Source organism: Acidiferrobacter thiooxydans, assembly GCF_003333315.1.
GTDB lineage: Bacteria > Pseudomonadota > Gammaproteobacteria > Acidiferrobacterales > Acidiferrobacteraceae > Acidiferrobacter > Acidiferrobacter thiooxydans.
Window position 1 is genome coordinate 61,570 of sequence record NZ_PSYR01000001.1, and the last position, 15,201, is coordinate 76,770.

Here is a 15,201-nt window from a genome sequence, read left to right on the forward strand (position 1 = left end):
CCGCCGAGGCTGATTTCCGAGTCGCGTCTGTTGGGTTGAGCCGGGTAGTGTGCCACGCCCCGCTCGTATTTCGGTCCGCGTCCTAACCTATTCGAGATCACACAAAGTATATCCGCTCCATTAACCCCTGAGAGCGGTCACGGTATTTGGCGGAGCATTATTCACGATCCGTGAGGGACGCGGGGCGCAAATCAAAGAGAGCGGGCTTGACGCCGCCAGAGGCGCGGCGAATGGATCAGTACGGCGGGTCGTTCAGCGGCGGCATAGGATCGCCGGAGTCCTTCCGTGCCGGCCGCTCGTTGGTGTGGCGATGGAGCTGGGCGAAGTAGCGGCTCCGGAAGAACATCTCCAGGAAGTCGTGCAAGGCGATGACCGCCTCGTCGGGCAGGTCGGATCGTCGCTAATCCCAGATCGAGGGAATGCGCTTAGCGTGACGTGCGGATCGATGGGCCTGGCCGATCAGCCCGGTTTCTAGAAAACCCCTTCTTTAGCGGTTGCCCTTCAATTGAGGTTAACCGCCACCGGACTTCACATAACGTATGCGGATCACTGTCGAGCCAATGCAGCTGTCATCGCCACTTGCGGCGGGCCTTTCATTATTCGTGACCCTTTCCGTAAAGGCCTGAGTGGCCAAGGCCTCAAGAACCCCATGTCATCCCGAGGCAGTTCCTTGATCGACGAGCGAGACCCAATGCTGCTCGTTGTGTACACGATCCGCGCGTGCCTTGCGAGACCTCCGCAGACCCCCATTACCTTAAGTACTTTAGCAATTCCCAAGCCCGTTTTGGGCCCAATTGCCTTATTGATTCTGGCGCTCGCTTGCCTTAACTCCCGAACGTGCTGCGCGACCCGCCTTTCGTGCGCCGTGCCGTCATGGTACTCAACCCAGCTGACAGAGAGATCCTCCTCATGGTCTCGCAATACGAGGGCCTCAGGGAAAAACCTGATAACGCTTCCGTCGCCATCCCTGATAAGCCGCGCCCATGGCACGCGCCGCAAGACGTGATGCTCATCAGGCAACCGCTGCCCTTCTTTAACCATCTAAATCAGCCACCTCTGAGGTTCATATGGTTTAAGGCTTTCAACCAGACGCGACACATGAACATCGCCAGCAAAGCGCTCGGGTTCGTTCTCTACGTCTTTCGATATTACCCAGCGTACCCGATCGTTCGGCAGAAATTCTATCGTTAAGCGATCAGTGTCATGTACCCATGCGGCAAGTAAATATCCTCGATAGGACAGCCCAAGCCCCGGCCTTGCTTTGGGCGCAAGCTGAAAAATGGCCTTTAGGAAAGTAGCAAAGGACGCCTTCTGAATGGGGGCATCCTCAGGATCCCACTCCTCGGGATCGTGTAAGGAATCCAGCTGCCTAAACAACATATCGCGCCATTCACGGCTCATATGCATCGCGATTTGCGAAGTAAGCACCTTTACATTCGCCGTTGCCTCAAAGAGTCGCCCTTCTAGTGACCCAACCTCATTTGGAGCTTGTAGAGATCCGGGTGATGGGGGAATTTTGAGCGCGTTCACCTGGGCCGTTAAAGCCTGACCAATGTCAGAAAAAGAAAAACTCCCAGCTTGGTAAGGCGGTGAGTTGCGGTCCGCGACGAATTGATTATCCATTTCTGAAAAGACTCCGGGGTTGATCGGTCACGCAGGATTCAAACACATGATTCTTTCTATATATAATTCTGTCAATAAGATCAAAAGTACCCACGTTTTTTTGGGAACGTCTGCTGGTCTTACTATATCTGGGTCTATGACAAAAGACGCGTGCTCCAAAATTGTCGAGGCTGAGCCCGCCTATACGGCGGGTATCACCAGCTTTGCCATTTAAATAATGAGAGATTTTACCTTAAGTTGCTACCTCAGAGTTCCATGCACTGGCAAGGATCGGACAAAAGCCACGCAGCAATTCTCAATGTGAATCGACGCCCCGTCGGAGCGCCGGGGTGCTCGATCTCCGGGGCTTGCTGGGGTGTGTGGCGGGCGTTGGCGCGGGCGGGTAAAGCAGGATCTGCTTGAGGCTTGCCCTATGCGGAGATGGTGGCGGCCGGCGCGGGCGCGACCGGTGGTGAGGCCTACGTCGGTCCAGTGGGCGACCCGATAGCAATGTCCGGCATTGCCAGCCGAACAGTCCGTCGGGTGGGCGGGATCGGGGAGGGTCTCGGTCAGGGGGGCGGGACTCCGTAGGCGGCCGTCCAATGAGCGGTGACCGTGCGCAGGGCGAGCGCGAACATGGGGCTTGCAAGGTTTTGAATCGGCACATGGAGCAGGATCAGGAACCGGGAATTGCCGATGATCCGCTGGAGGCCCCGGGCCCAGGTGGCGGCGTCCCAGCCGAGCTACTGATCGCGCCCCCGGAGGCCCCTGGCCGGCCGATACGGCGTTGAAGTGCCTCCCACAATACCTGGATTGGATGGCCACCGACGTTGCCATGGCCATGTCGGGGATTGACCGTCAACAACAGCGACCTGCCTCGCCTGGAAGTGAAGACCATGCAGCTGTCCGCTACAGATGCCGGCGCGCTCTTTGCGCGCCTCGCATCCCTGGATAGCCCGTGCGCCATGCGCCGCCGGCGCCACGGCCAACATTTGCTGCCCGCCATCGTTCTCTGTGCAGTGATCAGCGGGGGCCAAGGACCCATCGCGATAGCCAAACGGAGGCGCAGGCGCCCGCCACCGATGCTGTGCTGCTGCCGGGCCGCCGACGGCCGCTATGAGCCCTCTCCGAGCCCACGATCCGCCGCCTACTCCAGGCCGTCGATATCGAGGCGCTTAAGGCGCAACTGGGGGATTGTCCGCAAATGCCGCAGACCACGGTCGACGAACCCGTGGCACTTGATGGCAAGACCCTGCGTGGCTCGCAGGATGGTGGCGATGGGCCGCCGCCTTCGGGCACGCAAGCGGCGTGGTCTCGAAGGGGGGGGGGGGGAGGCGGCCCTGACAAGGCGAGCGAACTGAAGGCCGTGATACTCCAAAGGCGACGCTATTGCGCCACCCGCGAACTCCGCGCGCCGCCCTCCTTTAAAGAGCCCATGCGCACCCGGGCTACGGGCAGCAGCAGGTGGGGCGGCCGCTCCTTTACTGTGGGCATTGTTGCATCGCGCGCCCCAGGCCCGCCGTCTTGCATTACGCTAGCGATAGCTTTGCGGGTGGCTGTCTGGAAGGCGCGTTGATGTGTGATCTCCGCGGCTCTGTGCCGGCCAGCACGAGCAGGACGCGGCCAACGTCTCTTCGTCTTTCAGGCCACGATTAAGGCGTCCATCGAGTGCCGGGCGCGCTAAGCGCAGAGCCAACGCGTCGAATTTTACAACGCCAGTGGTCCACGATGCGCAGGGTTTGCGAGCTGGTAAGGGGGGATCGCGTCTTTATTTAAATGATTTGTGTAAGCCCTGATCCCTCGCAGGTGGGATGCTCTACGCCTCTAAGTAGGTTGCAATAGACCTTTATCACAGAGGAGACATCCATGCCGAGCAAAAAGTCATCGACGGAAACCGAAAAGAAGTCGGCCTCGAAAACGACAACGAGATCGAAGCCGGCGGCCCGCGCGCACACTGCGCAATCCGCAACCCCGAGTCGCCAGCGTGCGCAGACCAAAAATGCCAAGGGCAAGACAGTCAAGACTGCGAAGGCGAGTCGGCCCAGGAGTCCTTCCGCGGGTGCGAATATCCCCTCGACCATCGCCCGCTCCGATCGTCATGCCCAGAGCCTGTGGCGCAAGGCGCTCGCGAGCGCTGAAAAGACGTATGGTGATGGGGCGCTCGCCCACAGGGTCGCCTACAGCGCCCTGAAGCACGAGTACGAAAAGACCGGCAATCTCTGGGTGCGCAAGGACGAAGAGGGGCCATCGGATGCCCAGGCCGCGCGGGGTCCTGCGACCCGTCCCCGCTCGACCGAGAAGCCCGCGCGCACCGGACGGGGTCATGTGGTCCGCAAGTCCGGCTCGCCTGTGGGCTTGCACGCAAAGCCCCCCGGACGATGACGGCCGCTACGCGCCCCGCCGCGCGGGGCTGGCCGATGTCAGGGGTGAGGCCGGATCCGTAAGTCGGGCCTGGCGGGACGCACGTTACCGAAAGTTGCGCCGACGGGTCTGCAACACAGGGAACCTTATGTCACGGCCAGCGCGCCGATCCAGGCGCGGACGCGCACTGTGAGGGATCAGGGTGATGGTCGATGGGCTTTGATTGGCCCGGCGGGAGGCCAAGCCAGGCATTGATCGACGCCCGCCACGATCATGGTGAGAAATACGGCGGCAAGGTCGGGGCCCCAGCGCGCTGGGGTCTACGAACGGTCGCTACGCCCGCCGTCGCAACGCGCACCCAGTCTTCCACAGAGTCCGCGAGCCAGAGGCGTCTTGCGGTGTTATCTGCCACGCATTCGAGGGCGGGTGCTCGCGCATCGACCGAGTTGTCGAGAATGTGTACGAGATCGAAGTCAGCAAGTGATCGCGATAGATTCGTCATGGACCGGTAATAGCGATCGACGATGGTATCCACGGGGATCGCATGGCCTCCCTCCATGTAGCGCCGCGCGACCCGATAGGCGTTGATGGCCGGATCCCGGGTCGCGACGAAGAGGAGGTGGGTGCGACAGCCCTTATTGCGCGCCGCCCGCACGAAGCGGGCCGGGTCAGCGTGCGCGGCGAACACGGTTTTGCAGACGATAACCTGACCGGCCGCAAGCGCCTGGTATCGCCGCCTGCCGGCCGCAAGGGCAGCTCGCGGCGCGTTTGTATGGGCACGAAAGCCGCCAGGAAGCGAGGCCACAATGGCATCCGGGTTCACGAGACACAGATCCCGACACCACGACAGATCGACCATGCGGCGTGTGATGGTGGTCTTTCCAGACCCGTTGGGCCCGGCAATCACGAGAAGGGTGGGCTTAGTCGGCTCGCTCATAAGGGGGAGACTGGTTCTCACCGCGACCTTGGTTCACGGCGGCGCGCAGACGCTCCCTATGACGTTGAAGCCGTGCCTCGTCCTTCGCGACCATAGTTTCCCGCCAGCCCTCGAACAGCCGATTCCACGGGGCCCTGGGGTCGTCGAGATAGGCCGCGGTGTCCGGCAAACCGGTCGGGGCCTCATCGTGCGGTCGATCCTTTTCCATCGAGATATTATAGCGTGGGGGCGCCTAGGGGCAGCCGCGCGCGGGGGTTGCCCGTCAGGGCGAAGGCAGCGATGGCCTTCGCTAGGAGTCGATTCGAACGGTCGCCCGTCGGGCCTCCATTGTCACTTCCAGGGCCTCTTCCACGCGCTCTGGTGTGAGATCCTCGAGGCAGCGCAGGTGACCCAAGGGGCAGGTGCGGGCAAAGCAGGGACTGCATTCAAGACCCAGGGTGACTGTGACCGCGCGGTCGTCCAAGGGTGGGGTGTGGCGGGGATCCGAGGATCCGAAGACCGCCGCCATGGGTTTATGGAGGCTGGCCGCGACGTGCATAAGGCCCGAGTCGTTGCTGACGACCGCAGTGGCCAGGGCCAAGAGGTCCACGGCCTCGAGCAGGGTGGTCTGTGCGGTCAGGTTGGCGCACGCGCCTTCAGACAGCGTGCCTATGGCCCCGGCGACCTCCTGATCGCGTGGGCCGCCGAGCGCGAGGACGCGCCATCCGCGATCATGGTATGTCCGCGCAAGCCGCGCGAAATGGCGGGCGGGCCAGCGCTTCGCGGGACCGTATTCGGCCCCGGGGCAGAGCGCGAGGAGCGGCGCCGTAAGATCGACCCCGAAGCGCTCGGCGCACCGCCTTCCCGCTTCCGGGTCGGCGCGAAGGCGCGGGGCCGGGACCTCCGGCAAGGGCTCGCCGGGCTCGAGCCCCAGGAGCAGGAAGCGCTCGACAGTCTTCAGCTTGCCGCCCGCGGGCTCGCGGCGAATGTCGTTAATGAGTCCGTAGCGGGCCTCGCCAAGATAACCTGTGCGGCGCGCCGCGCCGCTCGCCCACGCCGGCAGTGCGGACTTGTAGGACCGCGGCAGGATATAAGCCTGCGCGTAATGGTGTTCCCGCAGCCTGCGACCGAGCTGCAACCGTTCGCGCAGGGCGAGCCGGCCGTGCGGGATGGCGAGCGCGATGGTGTCGGCGATCTCGGGCATGCGCGCGGCGAGCGGCAGGGTCGCCGGGGGGGCTATGAGGTCCAGGGCGCGATCGGGATCGCGCGCCTTCAGGAGCTGGAACAGGCTGTGGGCCATGACCATATCGCCCACCCAGGCTGGCCCCACGATCAGCGCCCGCGTGGCGCTCATCGCCCGTCCGGGAGTTCCTTCATGTCGGTGAGGACATAGACTGTTCCGCAGTAAGGGCAACGCTCCTCGCCGCTCACATCGATCGGCAGGAACACCCGCGGATGCGAGTTCCAGAGGCTCATGGCGGGCATCGGGCAGTGCAGCGGGAGGTCGGCGTGCGTGACCTCGACGCGCATGGCGCGCGCCGTCGGGGTCGGCGCCAGCTGTTCCTTGTCCATGTCAGGCCTTCTGCGAGCGTGGCGCTGCCATCGCCTCGCCCACCGGGGTCACCCATTCGGGATGGGTCTTGCGCCGTCCGTGGACCTGCTCGAAATAGAGGGTCTGGAGCCTTTCTGTGATCGGTCCGCGGTGCCCCAGGCCTATGGGGCGGAAGTCGAGCTCGCGGATCGGCGTGATCTCGGCCGCGGTCCCCGAGAAGAACGCCTCATCGGCGATATAGACCTCATCGCGCGTGATGCGCTTCTCGCGCACCGGCACCCCGATCTCGCCTGCGAGCTCCATGATCGTCTCGCGCGTGATGCCTTCGAGTGCTGCGGTCAGCTCCGGCGTCAGCAACACGCCGTTACGCACGATGAAGATGTTCTCGCCGCTGCCCTCGGCCACATAGCCCTCGGTGTCGAGTAGCAGGGCCTCGTCACAACCGCATTGCTGGGCCTCGCGCAGGGCGAGCATGGAATTCATGTAACTGCCGTTGGTCTTGGCCTTGCACAGGGTGACGTTCACATGATGGCGGTTGAACGAGGAGGTCTTGATGCGTATGCCGCGCTCCAGGGCCTCGTCGCCGAGATAGGCCCCCCACGCCCAGGCGGCCACGATCAGGTGGACCTTGAGCTTGTCCGCCCGAAGCCCCATACCCTCGGAACCGTAGAACGCCATGGGCCGGATGTAGGCCGATTCGAGACCATTCTCGCGCACTGATGCGAGGATCGCCTCGCGCACCGTCTCCTTGTCATAAGGCATGGCCATGCCCATGATGTGCGCCGAGCGGAACAAGCGGTCCACGTGGGCGTCAAGCCGGAACACCGCAGGCCCGGCGCTCGTCGGGTACGCGCGCACGCCCTCGAACACACCCATACCGTAATGCAGGGTATGGGTCAGCACATGGGTATTCGCGTCCCGCCAGGGCACGAGTTTGCCGTCATACCAGATCACCCCGTCACGATCCGCCATGGACATACCAAAACCTCCTCGCCAAAGTGTCGCTTGTTCGCGGCCTGGCATTGTGGCCAGGGCCGGCTCATACTGAACCCAAAGGAACCGCTCCGCAACGGGGACAAGAGGTCTCTTTGCCCTGTCGCGCGAACGCGTGAGACTGGTGGCCGCTATGGAAAGGCTCATCGACAAGACGCTCGAGGACTACGCCCGCGCCCACATCACGGCCCTGCCGGAGGCGCTCGCCGAGATCGAGCACTACACCCATGCGCACCGCCCCGACGCGGCGATGTTGAGCGGGCCGCTCGAGGCCGCGCTCCTGCGCCTACTCGTGCTGCTCTGTCCGGCGCGCCGAGTCCTGGAGATCGGCCTTTTCACCGGCTATTCGGCGCTGGCCATGGCCAGCGCCCTGCCTGCCGACGGCGAGCTGCTGTCTTGTGAGAAGGACCCCGAGGCCATTGCCATCGCCCAGCGGTTCTTCGATCGTACCCCCTACGGCCGCAAGATCCGTATCCGCGCGGGCCTGGCGCTCGACACCCTCGAGGCCTTGCGCGGACAGGTCTTCGATCTCGTGTTTCTCGATGCCGACAAGGAAAACTACCCGCTCTACTATGATCGCGCCCTGCCCTTGCTGCGGCCGGGTGGACTGTTCGTCGCCGACAATACCCTATGGTCGGGCCGGGTGCTCGCGCCCACCACCCCCGCCGATCTCGCTATCGCCGCCTTCAACCGCAAGGTCCAGAACGACCCCGACATGGACGCCGTGCTCCTTACGGTGCGCGACGGGGTGACCGTCGCGCGTAAGAAGACGGCCGCCGCTTAGCGCCGCATCGAATCGAAGAATTCGGCGTTGTTCTTGGTCGCCTTGAGCTTGTCGAGCAGGAACTCGGATCCCTCGAGATCGTCCATCGGGTGCAGGAGCTTGCGCAGGATCCAGAGCTTCTGGAGCTCGCCCGGATCGATCAACAGCTCCTCGCGCCGCGTCCCGGAGCGATTGATGTTGATGGCCGGGTAGACGCGCTTCTCGGCCAGGCGCCGGTCGAGATGGATCTCCATGTTGCCTGTGCCCTTGAACTCCTCGTAGATGACGTCGTCCATCTTGGAGCCGGTCTCGACGAGCGTGGTGGCGAGGATCGTCAGGCTGCCCCCTTCCTCGATGTTGCGTGCCGCCCCGAAAAAGCGCTTGGGGCGCTGCAGGGCATTGGCGTCGACACCACCGGTCAATACTTTGCCGGAGGCCGGTACGACGGTATTGTAGGCACGCGCGAGACGCGTGATCGAGTCGAGCAGGATGACGACGTCGCGCTTGTGCTCGACGAGCCGCTTGGCCTTTTCGATGACCATCTCCGCGACCTGCACATGGCGGGTCGCCGGCTCGTCGAAGGTCGAGGAGATCACCTCGCCGCGCACCGACCGGGTCATTTCCGTCACCTCTTCCGGGCGCTCATCGATCAAAAGCACAATCAGTACGCACTCCGGGTGGTTGGCGGTGATCGAATGCGCGATCTGCTGGAGCATCACGGTCTTGCCGCTCTTCGGCGACGAGACGATGAGCCCGCGTTGGCCCTTGCCGATCGGCGATATGAGATCGATGACGCGCGAGGTGAGATTTTCGGTCGATGAGTTCGCTTGTTCGAGCTTGAGGCGGTTCAGCGGATGGAGCGGTGTCAGGTTTTCGAAGAGGACCTTGTTGCGCGCCTCCTCGGGCGACTGGAAATTGATGTTCTCGACCTTGAGGAGCGCGAAATAGCGTTCGGATTCCTTGGGAGGCCGGATGTTGCCCGTCACCGTGTCACCGGTCCGCAGATTGAAGCGGCGGATCTGGCTCGGGCTCACATAGATGTCGTCGGGGCCCGCGAGATAGGAGCTGTCGGACGAGCGCAGGAAACCAAAGCCATCCTGGAGGATCTCGACGACCCCCTCGCCCACGATATCCTCGCCCTTTTTGGCCTGGGCCTTCAGGATCGCGAATATGAGGTCTTGTTTGCGCAGGCGACTGCCCCCCTCGAGATCGAGGGCCACCGCCATTTCCACCAACTCGGTGGCGGGTTTACGTTTTAGTTCGGAAAGGTGCATTGTCATCTTTTTGAGAAACCGTCAGGCGTGAAAACGGCGGATGAATCCGCGACCTGATCAGAAAAGGGGTTGAGATAAAGGGAAAGCAGGGGAACCGCGCTTCCTGGCCCGGAACCTTATCACCTCGGCCGCCCGCAGTCCAGTACCGCGCGACCGAGGTGCTCACGCTACAGGTTGTCGTCCAGGAAGGCCGACAGTTGGGACTTCGACATGGCCCCCACCTTGGTGGCCTCCACCCCGCCGTTCTTGAAGAGCATCAGGGTCGGGATGCCGCGGATGCCGTATTTCGGGGGGGTTGCGGGATTTTCGTCGATGTTCAACTTGGCGACCGTCAGCTTGTCCTTGTAGTCGCGCGCGACCTCCTCCAAGACCGGGGCGATCATCTTGCACGGCCCGCACCACTCGGCCCAGTAATCCACTAACACGGGACCGGGCGCATTCAACACGGCCTCCTGGAAGGTGTCGTCCGTTACATAAATGATGCCTTGGCTCATGGTCGGGGTCTCGGTTGGTCAGTTTGTTTTTGGGATCTCGGTTGAGAGGAATACGTCGCAGTGGGGGTATTGTGGACGGAACGGACGGAGCTTGGCAAGAGTGCCCGTGGTTTCCCCGGCCCCCACCATTTGCTATGCTAGGTCACTAATGAATGATACTCACCTTACCCAGCAAGCGTTTTCGGGCCTCGGGTTGCCGGAACCACTCCTCGCCGGAGTCCTCAGCGCCGGTTTCACCCACTGTACACCCATCCAGGCGGCCACCTTGCCCAAGGCGCTCGCCGGCCACGACGTGGCCGGGCAGGCCCAGACCGGCACCGGCAAGACCGCGGCCTTTCTTCTGGCGGTCTTCAACCGCCTGCTGATGGTGCCCTCGCCCGCGGATCGACGGCCGAACCAGCCGCGTGCCCTGATCCTTGCGCCCACGCGCGAGTTGGCCATCCAGATCCACAAGGACGCCCTGGTGTTGGGTGCGGGGTGCGCGCAGAGTATCCAGCTCGCCTATGGCGGGACCGGTTACGAGAGTCAGCGCAAGGCCATCGAGGAGGGTGTCGATATCCTCATCGGCACCCCGGGACGCCTCATCGACTATTTCAAGCAGCACGTCTTCGATTTGCGCGCGCTGGAGGTGATGGTCCTGGATGAGGCCGACCGCATGTTCGATCTCGGCTTTATCAAAGACATCCGCTACCTGCTGCATCGCATGCCGCCGGTCGACAAGCGTTTGAGCCTGCTGTTTTCGGCGACGCTGTCCTATCGCGTCATGGAACTGGCCTACGAGCACATGAATAACCCCGAGCTTGTACGCATCGAGGCGGAAAAGATGACCGCCGAGCGGGTGCGCGAGCGACTCTATCATGTGGCCCAGGAGGAAAAGCTGCCGGTGCTGGTCGGGCTTTTGCGCCGTGAGCAGGTATCGCGGGGGCTGGTGTTCACCAACACCAAGCATGCCGCGGAGCGCGTGCAGGGGTGGCTCGAGGCCAATGATTTCGCGGCCGCGGTGCTTTCCGGGGACGTCCCGCAGCAAAAGCGTCAGAGCCTGCTCGCGGATTTCCAGGGGGGGCATTTTCCGATACTGGTCGCTACCGACGTGGCGGCGCGTGGTCTGCACATACCGGACGTGAGCCACGTCTTCAATTACGACCTCCCGCAGGACGCCGAGGATTACGTGCATCGCATAGGGCGAACGGCGCGCGCCGGGGCCGCCGGCGAGGCGGTGAGCCTGGCGTGCGACGAGTACGCCTTTTCGCTCATGGATATCGAGGCCTACATCGGCCACAAGATCCCGGTGGCGCGCGTCACGGACGACCTGATCGTGTCCTTGAGGCGCCCGGCGCACAAGGCCCCGCGCGAACATGTCGGCCACCATGCGCGCACGCGTGGCGAGTCCACTGCGCGTGATCGCGGCCACCGCCATTCATCCAGGCGGCCGCACGAGGAGGCGCGCGGCCCGCGACGCCCCGCGCCCGCGGCCTCTCCCGCGCACACGGCCTCTTTGGCCCCCAAGCCGGCCCCTTCCCGGCCTGCCGAACCCCGGCCCGCGGAGCCGGTGCGGCCGCACGGCCGCAAGGCCCCCGAGAAACCGGTCCTCGGTTAGCGACAAGGAACCCTTATGGCAGAGCTTCGTTTGCAGGATGGATCGCGCGTCACGGAGCCTGCGCGTATCGCCGCGCATCTGGCGCCGTTGGGCGTGACGTTGCGTCACTGGCCCCTGCCCGAAGGCGCGCTCGCCCGCGAGCTGTTGGCCGCGCAGGTACTCACTGATGCGCAAAAGGAGCAGCTTCTGGGCCTTGTCGAGCACAGGTTCCAGGCCCTGCAGGCCGAATCGGGTTATCAAGCCCGCGACCTCATCGTCTTGCACGAGGAACTGGCGGGCCTACGCGAGGCGCTCGCCAAGTTCTCGGCCATCCATTATCACGACGATGACGAGGTGCGTTATGTCCTGGCGGGCGCGGGATACTTCGGCTTTGTCGAACAGGATGGTACGCAGATGCTCCTTAAGGTCGTGGCCGGAGATTACATCAATGTCCCGGCGCGCGCCGAGCATTGGTTCGTAATGGGTGACGCCCCGCGTATCAAGGCGGTACGTTACTTCACGGATCAGGCGGGTTGGATACCGGTGTACACGCATACACCCATCGTGCTGGCGTGATCCCCGGCGCTTCGTCAACCCCTCTGGTCATTGCGACCTACCGTTTTCCGTCCGGGGTCGATGCCGGGCGCCAGGCCGAGATCATCGCCATAGGCCAGACCCTGGGTAGCGCCGACGCGCGTTTCGCCGGGCGTGAACAGGCGCTCGCCGCTTGTCGCGGACAGGTGCTCGAGGTGCGTGCCGATGGCGACGGGGCGCGGGCGCAAGTGGCCTTTCCGGCGGCCAACACCGAATATGACATCGGCACGCTGCTTACGATGGTGTTCGGAAAATACAGCCTGGCCGGCCCCGCGCGCCTCGTGGACCTGCGCCTGCCTCCGGATTTTGGGACCCGCCCGCGTTTCGGCATAGCCGGGCTGCGCGCGCGCCTGGGTGTCGCCGGCCGGCCGCTGCTCATGGCGATCTTCAAGCCGGCCCTGGGGCTCACCGCGGCGGATCACGCGACCTTGCTGCGCGCAGTCGCCGATACCGAACTCGATCTTGTCAAGGATGACGAGATCCTCGGCAATCTCGCGCAAGCACCCACCCGGGAACGCCTGCGCGCCTGCCGTCCCGTGATCGAGGCGATCCGCGATCGCCGTGGACGCGACTTCCTGTATGCGGTCAACGTCACCGGGCGCGCCGACACCCTGCTCGCCACCGCCCGCGCGCTGGTCGCCGAGGGCGCCAATGCCTTGCTGCTGAACGTGCTGGTGTACGGTTATCCCATGCTCGAGGCCTTGGCCCGCGATCCCGCGATCGGCGTGCCCATCATCGCCCACCCGGCGCTCGCCGGCGCCCTGGCCCTGGCCCCCGACCATGGCATCGATTACGCCCTGGTCCTGGGACGGCTCATGCGGCATGCCGGGGCCGATGTCGTGCTCCACCCGGCGCGTTTTGGGTCGTTGCCGTTCTCGGCCGCCGACGAATCGCGGGTGATTACGGCACTCACCGATAGCGATGACCACTGGCCCGCGGTGTTCCCCGGGCCGTCGGCTGGCATCAAGCCCGCGATCGTGCCGGCGCTCCTTGCCGATTACGGGCGCGATCTTGTCATCAACGCCGGATCCGCGATCTTCGATGCCGCCACCGGGCCCAAGGCTGCGGTCGAGTCCTTCTTTGCCGCCATGGACGCTTAGACCGTGAACGAGACCGTCGATCCAAGGCCCCGGCTGATCGCCATAGGACGGCTTTTCTATGAGCGTGGATGGATGCGGGCAACTGCCGGGAACTTGAGCGCGCGCGCCGACGATCAGTCGTTTTGGGTCACGGCAAGTGGCCTCTGCAAGGGCGAACTCAACACCGATGACTTCCTGCGCATCGCGCTCGCTGACGGTCGGGTGCTGGAAGGTGGCGGGGATCGCAAGCCCTCGGCCGAGACCGCCATTCACCGTGCGATCTACAACACGCAGGGATCGGCCGCCGCGTGCCTGCATGGTCACTCCGTCGAGGCCGTGCTCGCAAGCCGCGGACGCGACCCCGTGGTCTTGCCGCGCGTGGAGATGATCAAGGCCCTGGGGGTATGGGACGATGGCACGCCCACCGCCCTGCCGGTCTTTGCCAACCACCCGGACGTGGCGTCCATAGGGCAGGCCGTCGAGACCTTTCTGCGCGACCACCCGCGCCCCCTGCCGGCACTCATCGTGCGCGATCACGGTGTGACGGCGTGGGGTCAAACGATCTCCGAGGCGCTTCGGCACTTCGAGGCGGTGGAGTTCCTTCTCACCCTGCTCGCGCGCGGCTTTTAGGCCGGCCCCCTACCGCGGGCGGCGCGCCCCGGGAACCGCCGGATCGGGGAATCTTCGTTGATGGGGGCAGGGCACGCCTCATATCGCCTGCCATGCGGCCCCATGCGCTAAGGTGTCCCACGGCCGTGCCCCGCCCGCCCACGATCCCGGCCCTGCCACCCGATAGGCGGGCGTTGGGTATCGACTCCGCAAGCGCGGGCGCCGACAGACTCAGCCTCGCTATCCCTCCACGCGACGCGCACGCCGGTCACCCCACGGCCTGGATGGCAGGCGGCCCCACCCCCGCCCTTCTGTTGAAAGGGCATCAGGGCCGGGCGGTGAGCGCCCATCCCCACGCCAAGAGACGGCTACATGCGATCAACCGCTGCGGGGCACGGCCGTAATCGGGCCTGCCCCGGCCGGCTCACCGCCTCCCGCGCCGGTGAAAGGATTCCTTTACAGAACCGTCATATTGCCCACATACACTTCTGCTTGCTGTGGTCGCGGGGGGCCAAGACCAATTCCTAATAGCAAGGGCCCCCTCGTGTTCCTTTTATAAAACGTCATGACCTAAAGGTCTCGAGACATGTGTCTCCTGCCGCTATTCGTGCATACTGCGGTCTGTCAGCTGAAGCTGGCGCTATCCGCAATCCAGAAGAAGTTCCGCAGCGCCCCCAGGCCGCCGGCGGTGCTGCTTTGCGTCTCCAATCCGCTCGCCCCGGCTTGCGTGCATGCCATTATGAGCGCCGGGTGGACATGCCATCGTGTCCCGCGGCTCCGTTATGTCGATCGGGCCGCGCGGGCGCTTGATGCCAGCGCCGTGGTTACGGATCGCATCGCCTCCGTAGCCGGCTGGCCCCCCGGCCAGACCTCGGGTCCCCTGCCCTTCGTACTCCTGGGCCCGCCGCGCCGGGAGGCTGATGCGCTCAACGCCGGTGCCGCGCTCTTTGTGCCTGTACCGATCGATACGCAGACGTTGATCCAGGGCCTATCGCGGATCGTCAATAGCCCCGCCCTCAAAGAACCCAGGGTGGCCGCCGATGCCAATGGTCTGTGGCTCGATGCGCGCACCGCCCAGGTGCGGGTGGGTGATAGGCCGCTCGTCCTGTCGCCGCGCCATTTCAGCGTATTGCATGAACTGACCCGCAGTCCCGGCCGGCTGCTCACCACCGAACGGCTGTGCTCGGGCATCAACGGTATCCGCCCGATGACCCCGGCCGCGCTCGCCGTGTGTGTCTCGCGGCTGCGCAAGCTATTGCGTGATGCCGGCGCCCCGGATTGTATCGAGACCGTCCATTGCCTCGGATACCGCTACACCCTATCAGCAGCCGATGACACCGGCAGCGGCCATGGCGCGCCATGGATAGACCCACTCACTTGCCTATAAC

The 15,201-nt window shown here is 64.2% G+C and carries 16 protein-coding genes; 8 read left to right on the forward strand and 8 right to left on the reverse strand.

Annotated elements, in window-relative coordinates:
- Positions 1 to 1,041 precede the first annotated feature (1,041 nt).
- Positions 1,042 to 1,623, reverse strand: a complete 582-nt coding sequence (locus tag C4900_RS15740; RefSeq protein ID WP_147267088.1) for a hypothetical protein — start codon at positions 1,621 to 1,623, stop codon at positions 1,042 to 1,044.
- Between the two features lie 581 nt (positions 1,624 to 2,204).
- On the opposite strand from C4900_RS15740, the gene C4900_RS16525 reads away from it, so the two are divergent.
- A complete protein-coding gene (locus tag C4900_RS16525) occupies positions 2,205 to 2,393 on the forward strand; it encodes a hypothetical protein (protein WP_233431928.1) in 189 nt (62 codons plus the stop codon).
- Positions 2,394 to 3,468: 1,075 nt separating this feature from the next.
- Positions 3,469 to 3,984, forward strand: a complete 516-nt coding sequence (locus tag C4900_RS00315; RefSeq protein WP_114282100.1) for a ChaB family protein — start codon at positions 3,469 to 3,471, stop codon at positions 3,982 to 3,984.
- A gap of 250 nt (positions 3,985 to 4,234) precedes the next feature.
- Here C4900_RS00315 and C4900_RS00320 read toward each other — a convergent pair whose 3' ends face one another.
- From C4900_RS00320 to C4900_RS00340, 5 genes are all read right to left on the reverse strand, one after another.
- Positions 4,235 to 4,900 carry a zeta toxin family protein gene (locus C4900_RS00320; RefSeq protein WP_114282101.1) on the reverse strand — a complete coding sequence of 222 codons (666 nt, stop codon included), beginning with the start codon at positions 4,898 to 4,900 and terminating at the stop codon, positions 4,235 to 4,237.
- On the reverse strand, positions 4,884 to 5,108 hold the full coding sequence (locus tag C4900_RS00325; RefSeq protein ID WP_114282102.1) for a hypothetical protein: 225 nt from the start codon (positions 5,106 to 5,108) through the stop codon (positions 4,884 to 4,886). The genes C4900_RS00320 and C4900_RS00325 overlap by 17 nt, the downstream gene beginning before the upstream one ends.
- An 81-nt stretch (positions 5,109 to 5,189) precedes the next feature.
- Entirely contained in the window at positions 5,190 to 6,233 is a 1,044-nt protein-coding gene (gene waaF, locus C4900_RS00330; RefSeq protein WP_114282103.1) for a lipopolysaccharide heptosyltransferase II, read from the reverse strand.
- Positions 6,230 to 6,451: a zinc-finger domain-containing protein gene (locus C4900_RS00335; RefSeq protein WP_114282104.1), complete on the reverse strand. Its 222-nt coding sequence runs from the start codon at positions 6,449 to 6,451 to the stop codon at positions 6,230 to 6,232. Before C4900_RS00335 ends, waaF begins: the two co-directional genes overlap by 4 nt.
- Position 6,452: 1 nt before the next feature.
- Positions 6,453 to 7,409, reverse strand: a complete 957-nt coding sequence (locus C4900_RS00340) for a branched-chain amino acid transaminase (protein ID WP_114282105.1) — start codon at positions 7,407 to 7,409, stop codon at positions 6,453 to 6,455.
- Between the two features lie 148 nt (positions 7,410 to 7,557).
- On the opposite strand from C4900_RS00340, the gene C4900_RS00345 reads away from it, so the two are divergent.
- Positions 7,558 to 8,208: an O-methyltransferase gene (locus C4900_RS00345; RefSeq protein WP_065969784.1), complete on the forward strand. Its 651-nt coding sequence runs from the start codon at positions 7,558 to 7,560 to the stop codon at positions 8,206 to 8,208.
- Here the strand turns inward: C4900_RS00345 and rho are convergent.
- Both rho and trxA read right to left on the reverse strand, forming a co-directional pair.
- On the reverse strand, positions 8,205 to 9,461 hold the full coding sequence (rho, locus tag C4900_RS00350) for a transcription termination factor Rho (protein ID WP_065969783.1): 1,257 nt from the start codon (positions 9,459 to 9,461) through the stop codon (positions 8,205 to 8,207). The genes C4900_RS00345 and rho overlap by 4 nt on opposite strands.
- Before the next feature lie 167 nt (positions 9,462 to 9,628).
- Positions 9,629 to 9,955: a thioredoxin TrxA gene (trxA, locus tag C4900_RS00355; RefSeq protein ID WP_065969782.1), complete on the reverse strand. Its 327-nt coding sequence runs from the start codon at positions 9,953 to 9,955 to the stop codon at positions 9,629 to 9,631.
- A gap of 148 nt (positions 9,956 to 10,103) precedes the next feature.
- Between trxA and C4900_RS00360 the strand changes: the two genes are divergently transcribed.
- From C4900_RS00360 to C4900_RS00380, 5 genes are all read left to right on the forward strand, one after another.
- Complete coding sequence (locus tag C4900_RS00360) at positions 10,104 to 11,552, forward strand: DEAD/DEAH box helicase (protein ID WP_065969779.1); 1,449 nt, start codon at positions 10,104 to 10,106, stop codon at positions 11,550 to 11,552.
- Positions 11,553 to 11,567: 15 nt separating this feature from the next.
- On the forward strand, positions 11,568 to 12,107 hold the full coding sequence (locus C4900_RS00365) for a 1,2-dihydroxy-3-keto-5-methylthiopentene dioxygenase (protein ID WP_114282106.1): 540 nt from the start codon (positions 11,568 to 11,570) through the stop codon (positions 12,105 to 12,107).
- Positions 12,104 to 13,225 carry a RuBisCO large subunit C-terminal-like domain-containing protein gene (locus C4900_RS00370; protein ID WP_211306692.1) on the forward strand — a complete coding sequence of 374 codons (1,122 nt, stop codon included), beginning with the start codon at positions 12,104 to 12,106 and terminating at the stop codon, positions 13,223 to 13,225. Before C4900_RS00365 ends, C4900_RS00370 begins: the two co-directional genes overlap by 4 nt.
- A gap of 3 nt (positions 13,226 to 13,228) precedes the next feature.
- Positions 13,229 to 13,834 carry a methylthioribulose 1-phosphate dehydratase gene (mtnB, locus tag C4900_RS00375; RefSeq protein ID WP_065969774.1) on the forward strand — a complete coding sequence of 202 codons (606 nt, stop codon included), beginning with the start codon at positions 13,229 to 13,231 and terminating at the stop codon, positions 13,832 to 13,834.
- A gap of 565 nt (positions 13,835 to 14,399) precedes the next feature.
- A complete protein-coding gene (locus C4900_RS00380) occupies positions 14,400 to 15,200 on the forward strand; it encodes a winged helix-turn-helix domain-containing protein (protein ID WP_114282107.1) in 801 nt (266 codons plus the stop codon).
- The last annotated feature ends 1 nt before the right edge of the window (position 15,201 follow it).

Excerpts from the sequence above, each read along its gene's own strand:
- C4900_RS15740 (WP_147267088.1), bottom strand. The coding sequence starts at position 1,623 with ATGGATAATCAATTCGTCGCGGACCGCAACTCACCGCCTTACCAAGCT.
- C4900_RS16525 (WP_233431928.1), top strand. The coding sequence starts at position 2,205 with ATGAGCGGTGACCGTGCGCAGGGCGAGCGCGAACATGGGGCTTGCAAG.
- C4900_RS00315 (WP_114282100.1), top strand. The coding sequence starts at position 3,469 with ATGCCGAGCAAAAAGTCATCGACGGAAACCGAAAAGAAGTCGGCCTCG.
- C4900_RS00320 (WP_114282101.1), bottom strand. The coding sequence starts at position 4,900 with ATGAGCGAGCCGACTAAGCCCACCCTTCTCGTGATTGCCGGGCCCAAC.
- C4900_RS00325 (WP_114282102.1), bottom strand. The coding sequence starts at position 5,108 with ATGGAAAAGGATCGACCGCACGATGAGGCCCCGACCGGTTTGCCGGAC.
- waaF (WP_114282103.1), bottom strand. The coding sequence starts at position 6,233 with ATGAGCGCCACGCGGGCGCTGATCGTGGGGCCAGCCTGGGTGGGCGAT.
- C4900_RS00335 (WP_114282104.1), bottom strand. The coding sequence starts at position 6,451 with ATGGACAAGGAACAGCTGGCGCCGACCCCGACGGCGCGCGCCATGCGC.
- C4900_RS00340 (WP_114282105.1), bottom strand. The coding sequence starts at position 7,409 with ATGTCCATGGCGGATCGTGACGGGGTGATCTGGTATGACGGCAAACTC.
- C4900_RS00345 (WP_065969784.1), top strand. The coding sequence starts at position 7,558 with ATGGAAAGGCTCATCGACAAGACGCTCGAGGACTACGCCCGCGCCCAC.
- rho (WP_065969783.1), bottom strand. The coding sequence starts at position 9,461 with ATGCACCTTTCCGAACTAAAACGTAAACCCGCCACCGAGTTGGTGGAA.
- trxA (WP_065969782.1), bottom strand. The coding sequence starts at position 9,955 with ATGAGCCAAGGCATCATTTATGTAACGGACGACACCTTCCAGGAGGCC.
- C4900_RS00360 (WP_065969779.1), top strand. The coding sequence starts at position 10,104 with ATGAATGATACTCACCTTACCCAGCAAGCGTTTTCGGGCCTCGGGTTG.
- C4900_RS00365 (WP_114282106.1), top strand. The coding sequence starts at position 11,568 with ATGGCAGAGCTTCGTTTGCAGGATGGATCGCGCGTCACGGAGCCTGCG.
- C4900_RS00380 (WP_114282107.1), top strand. The coding sequence starts at position 14,400 with ATGTGTCTCCTGCCGCTATTCGTGCATACTGCGGTCTGTCAGCTGAAG.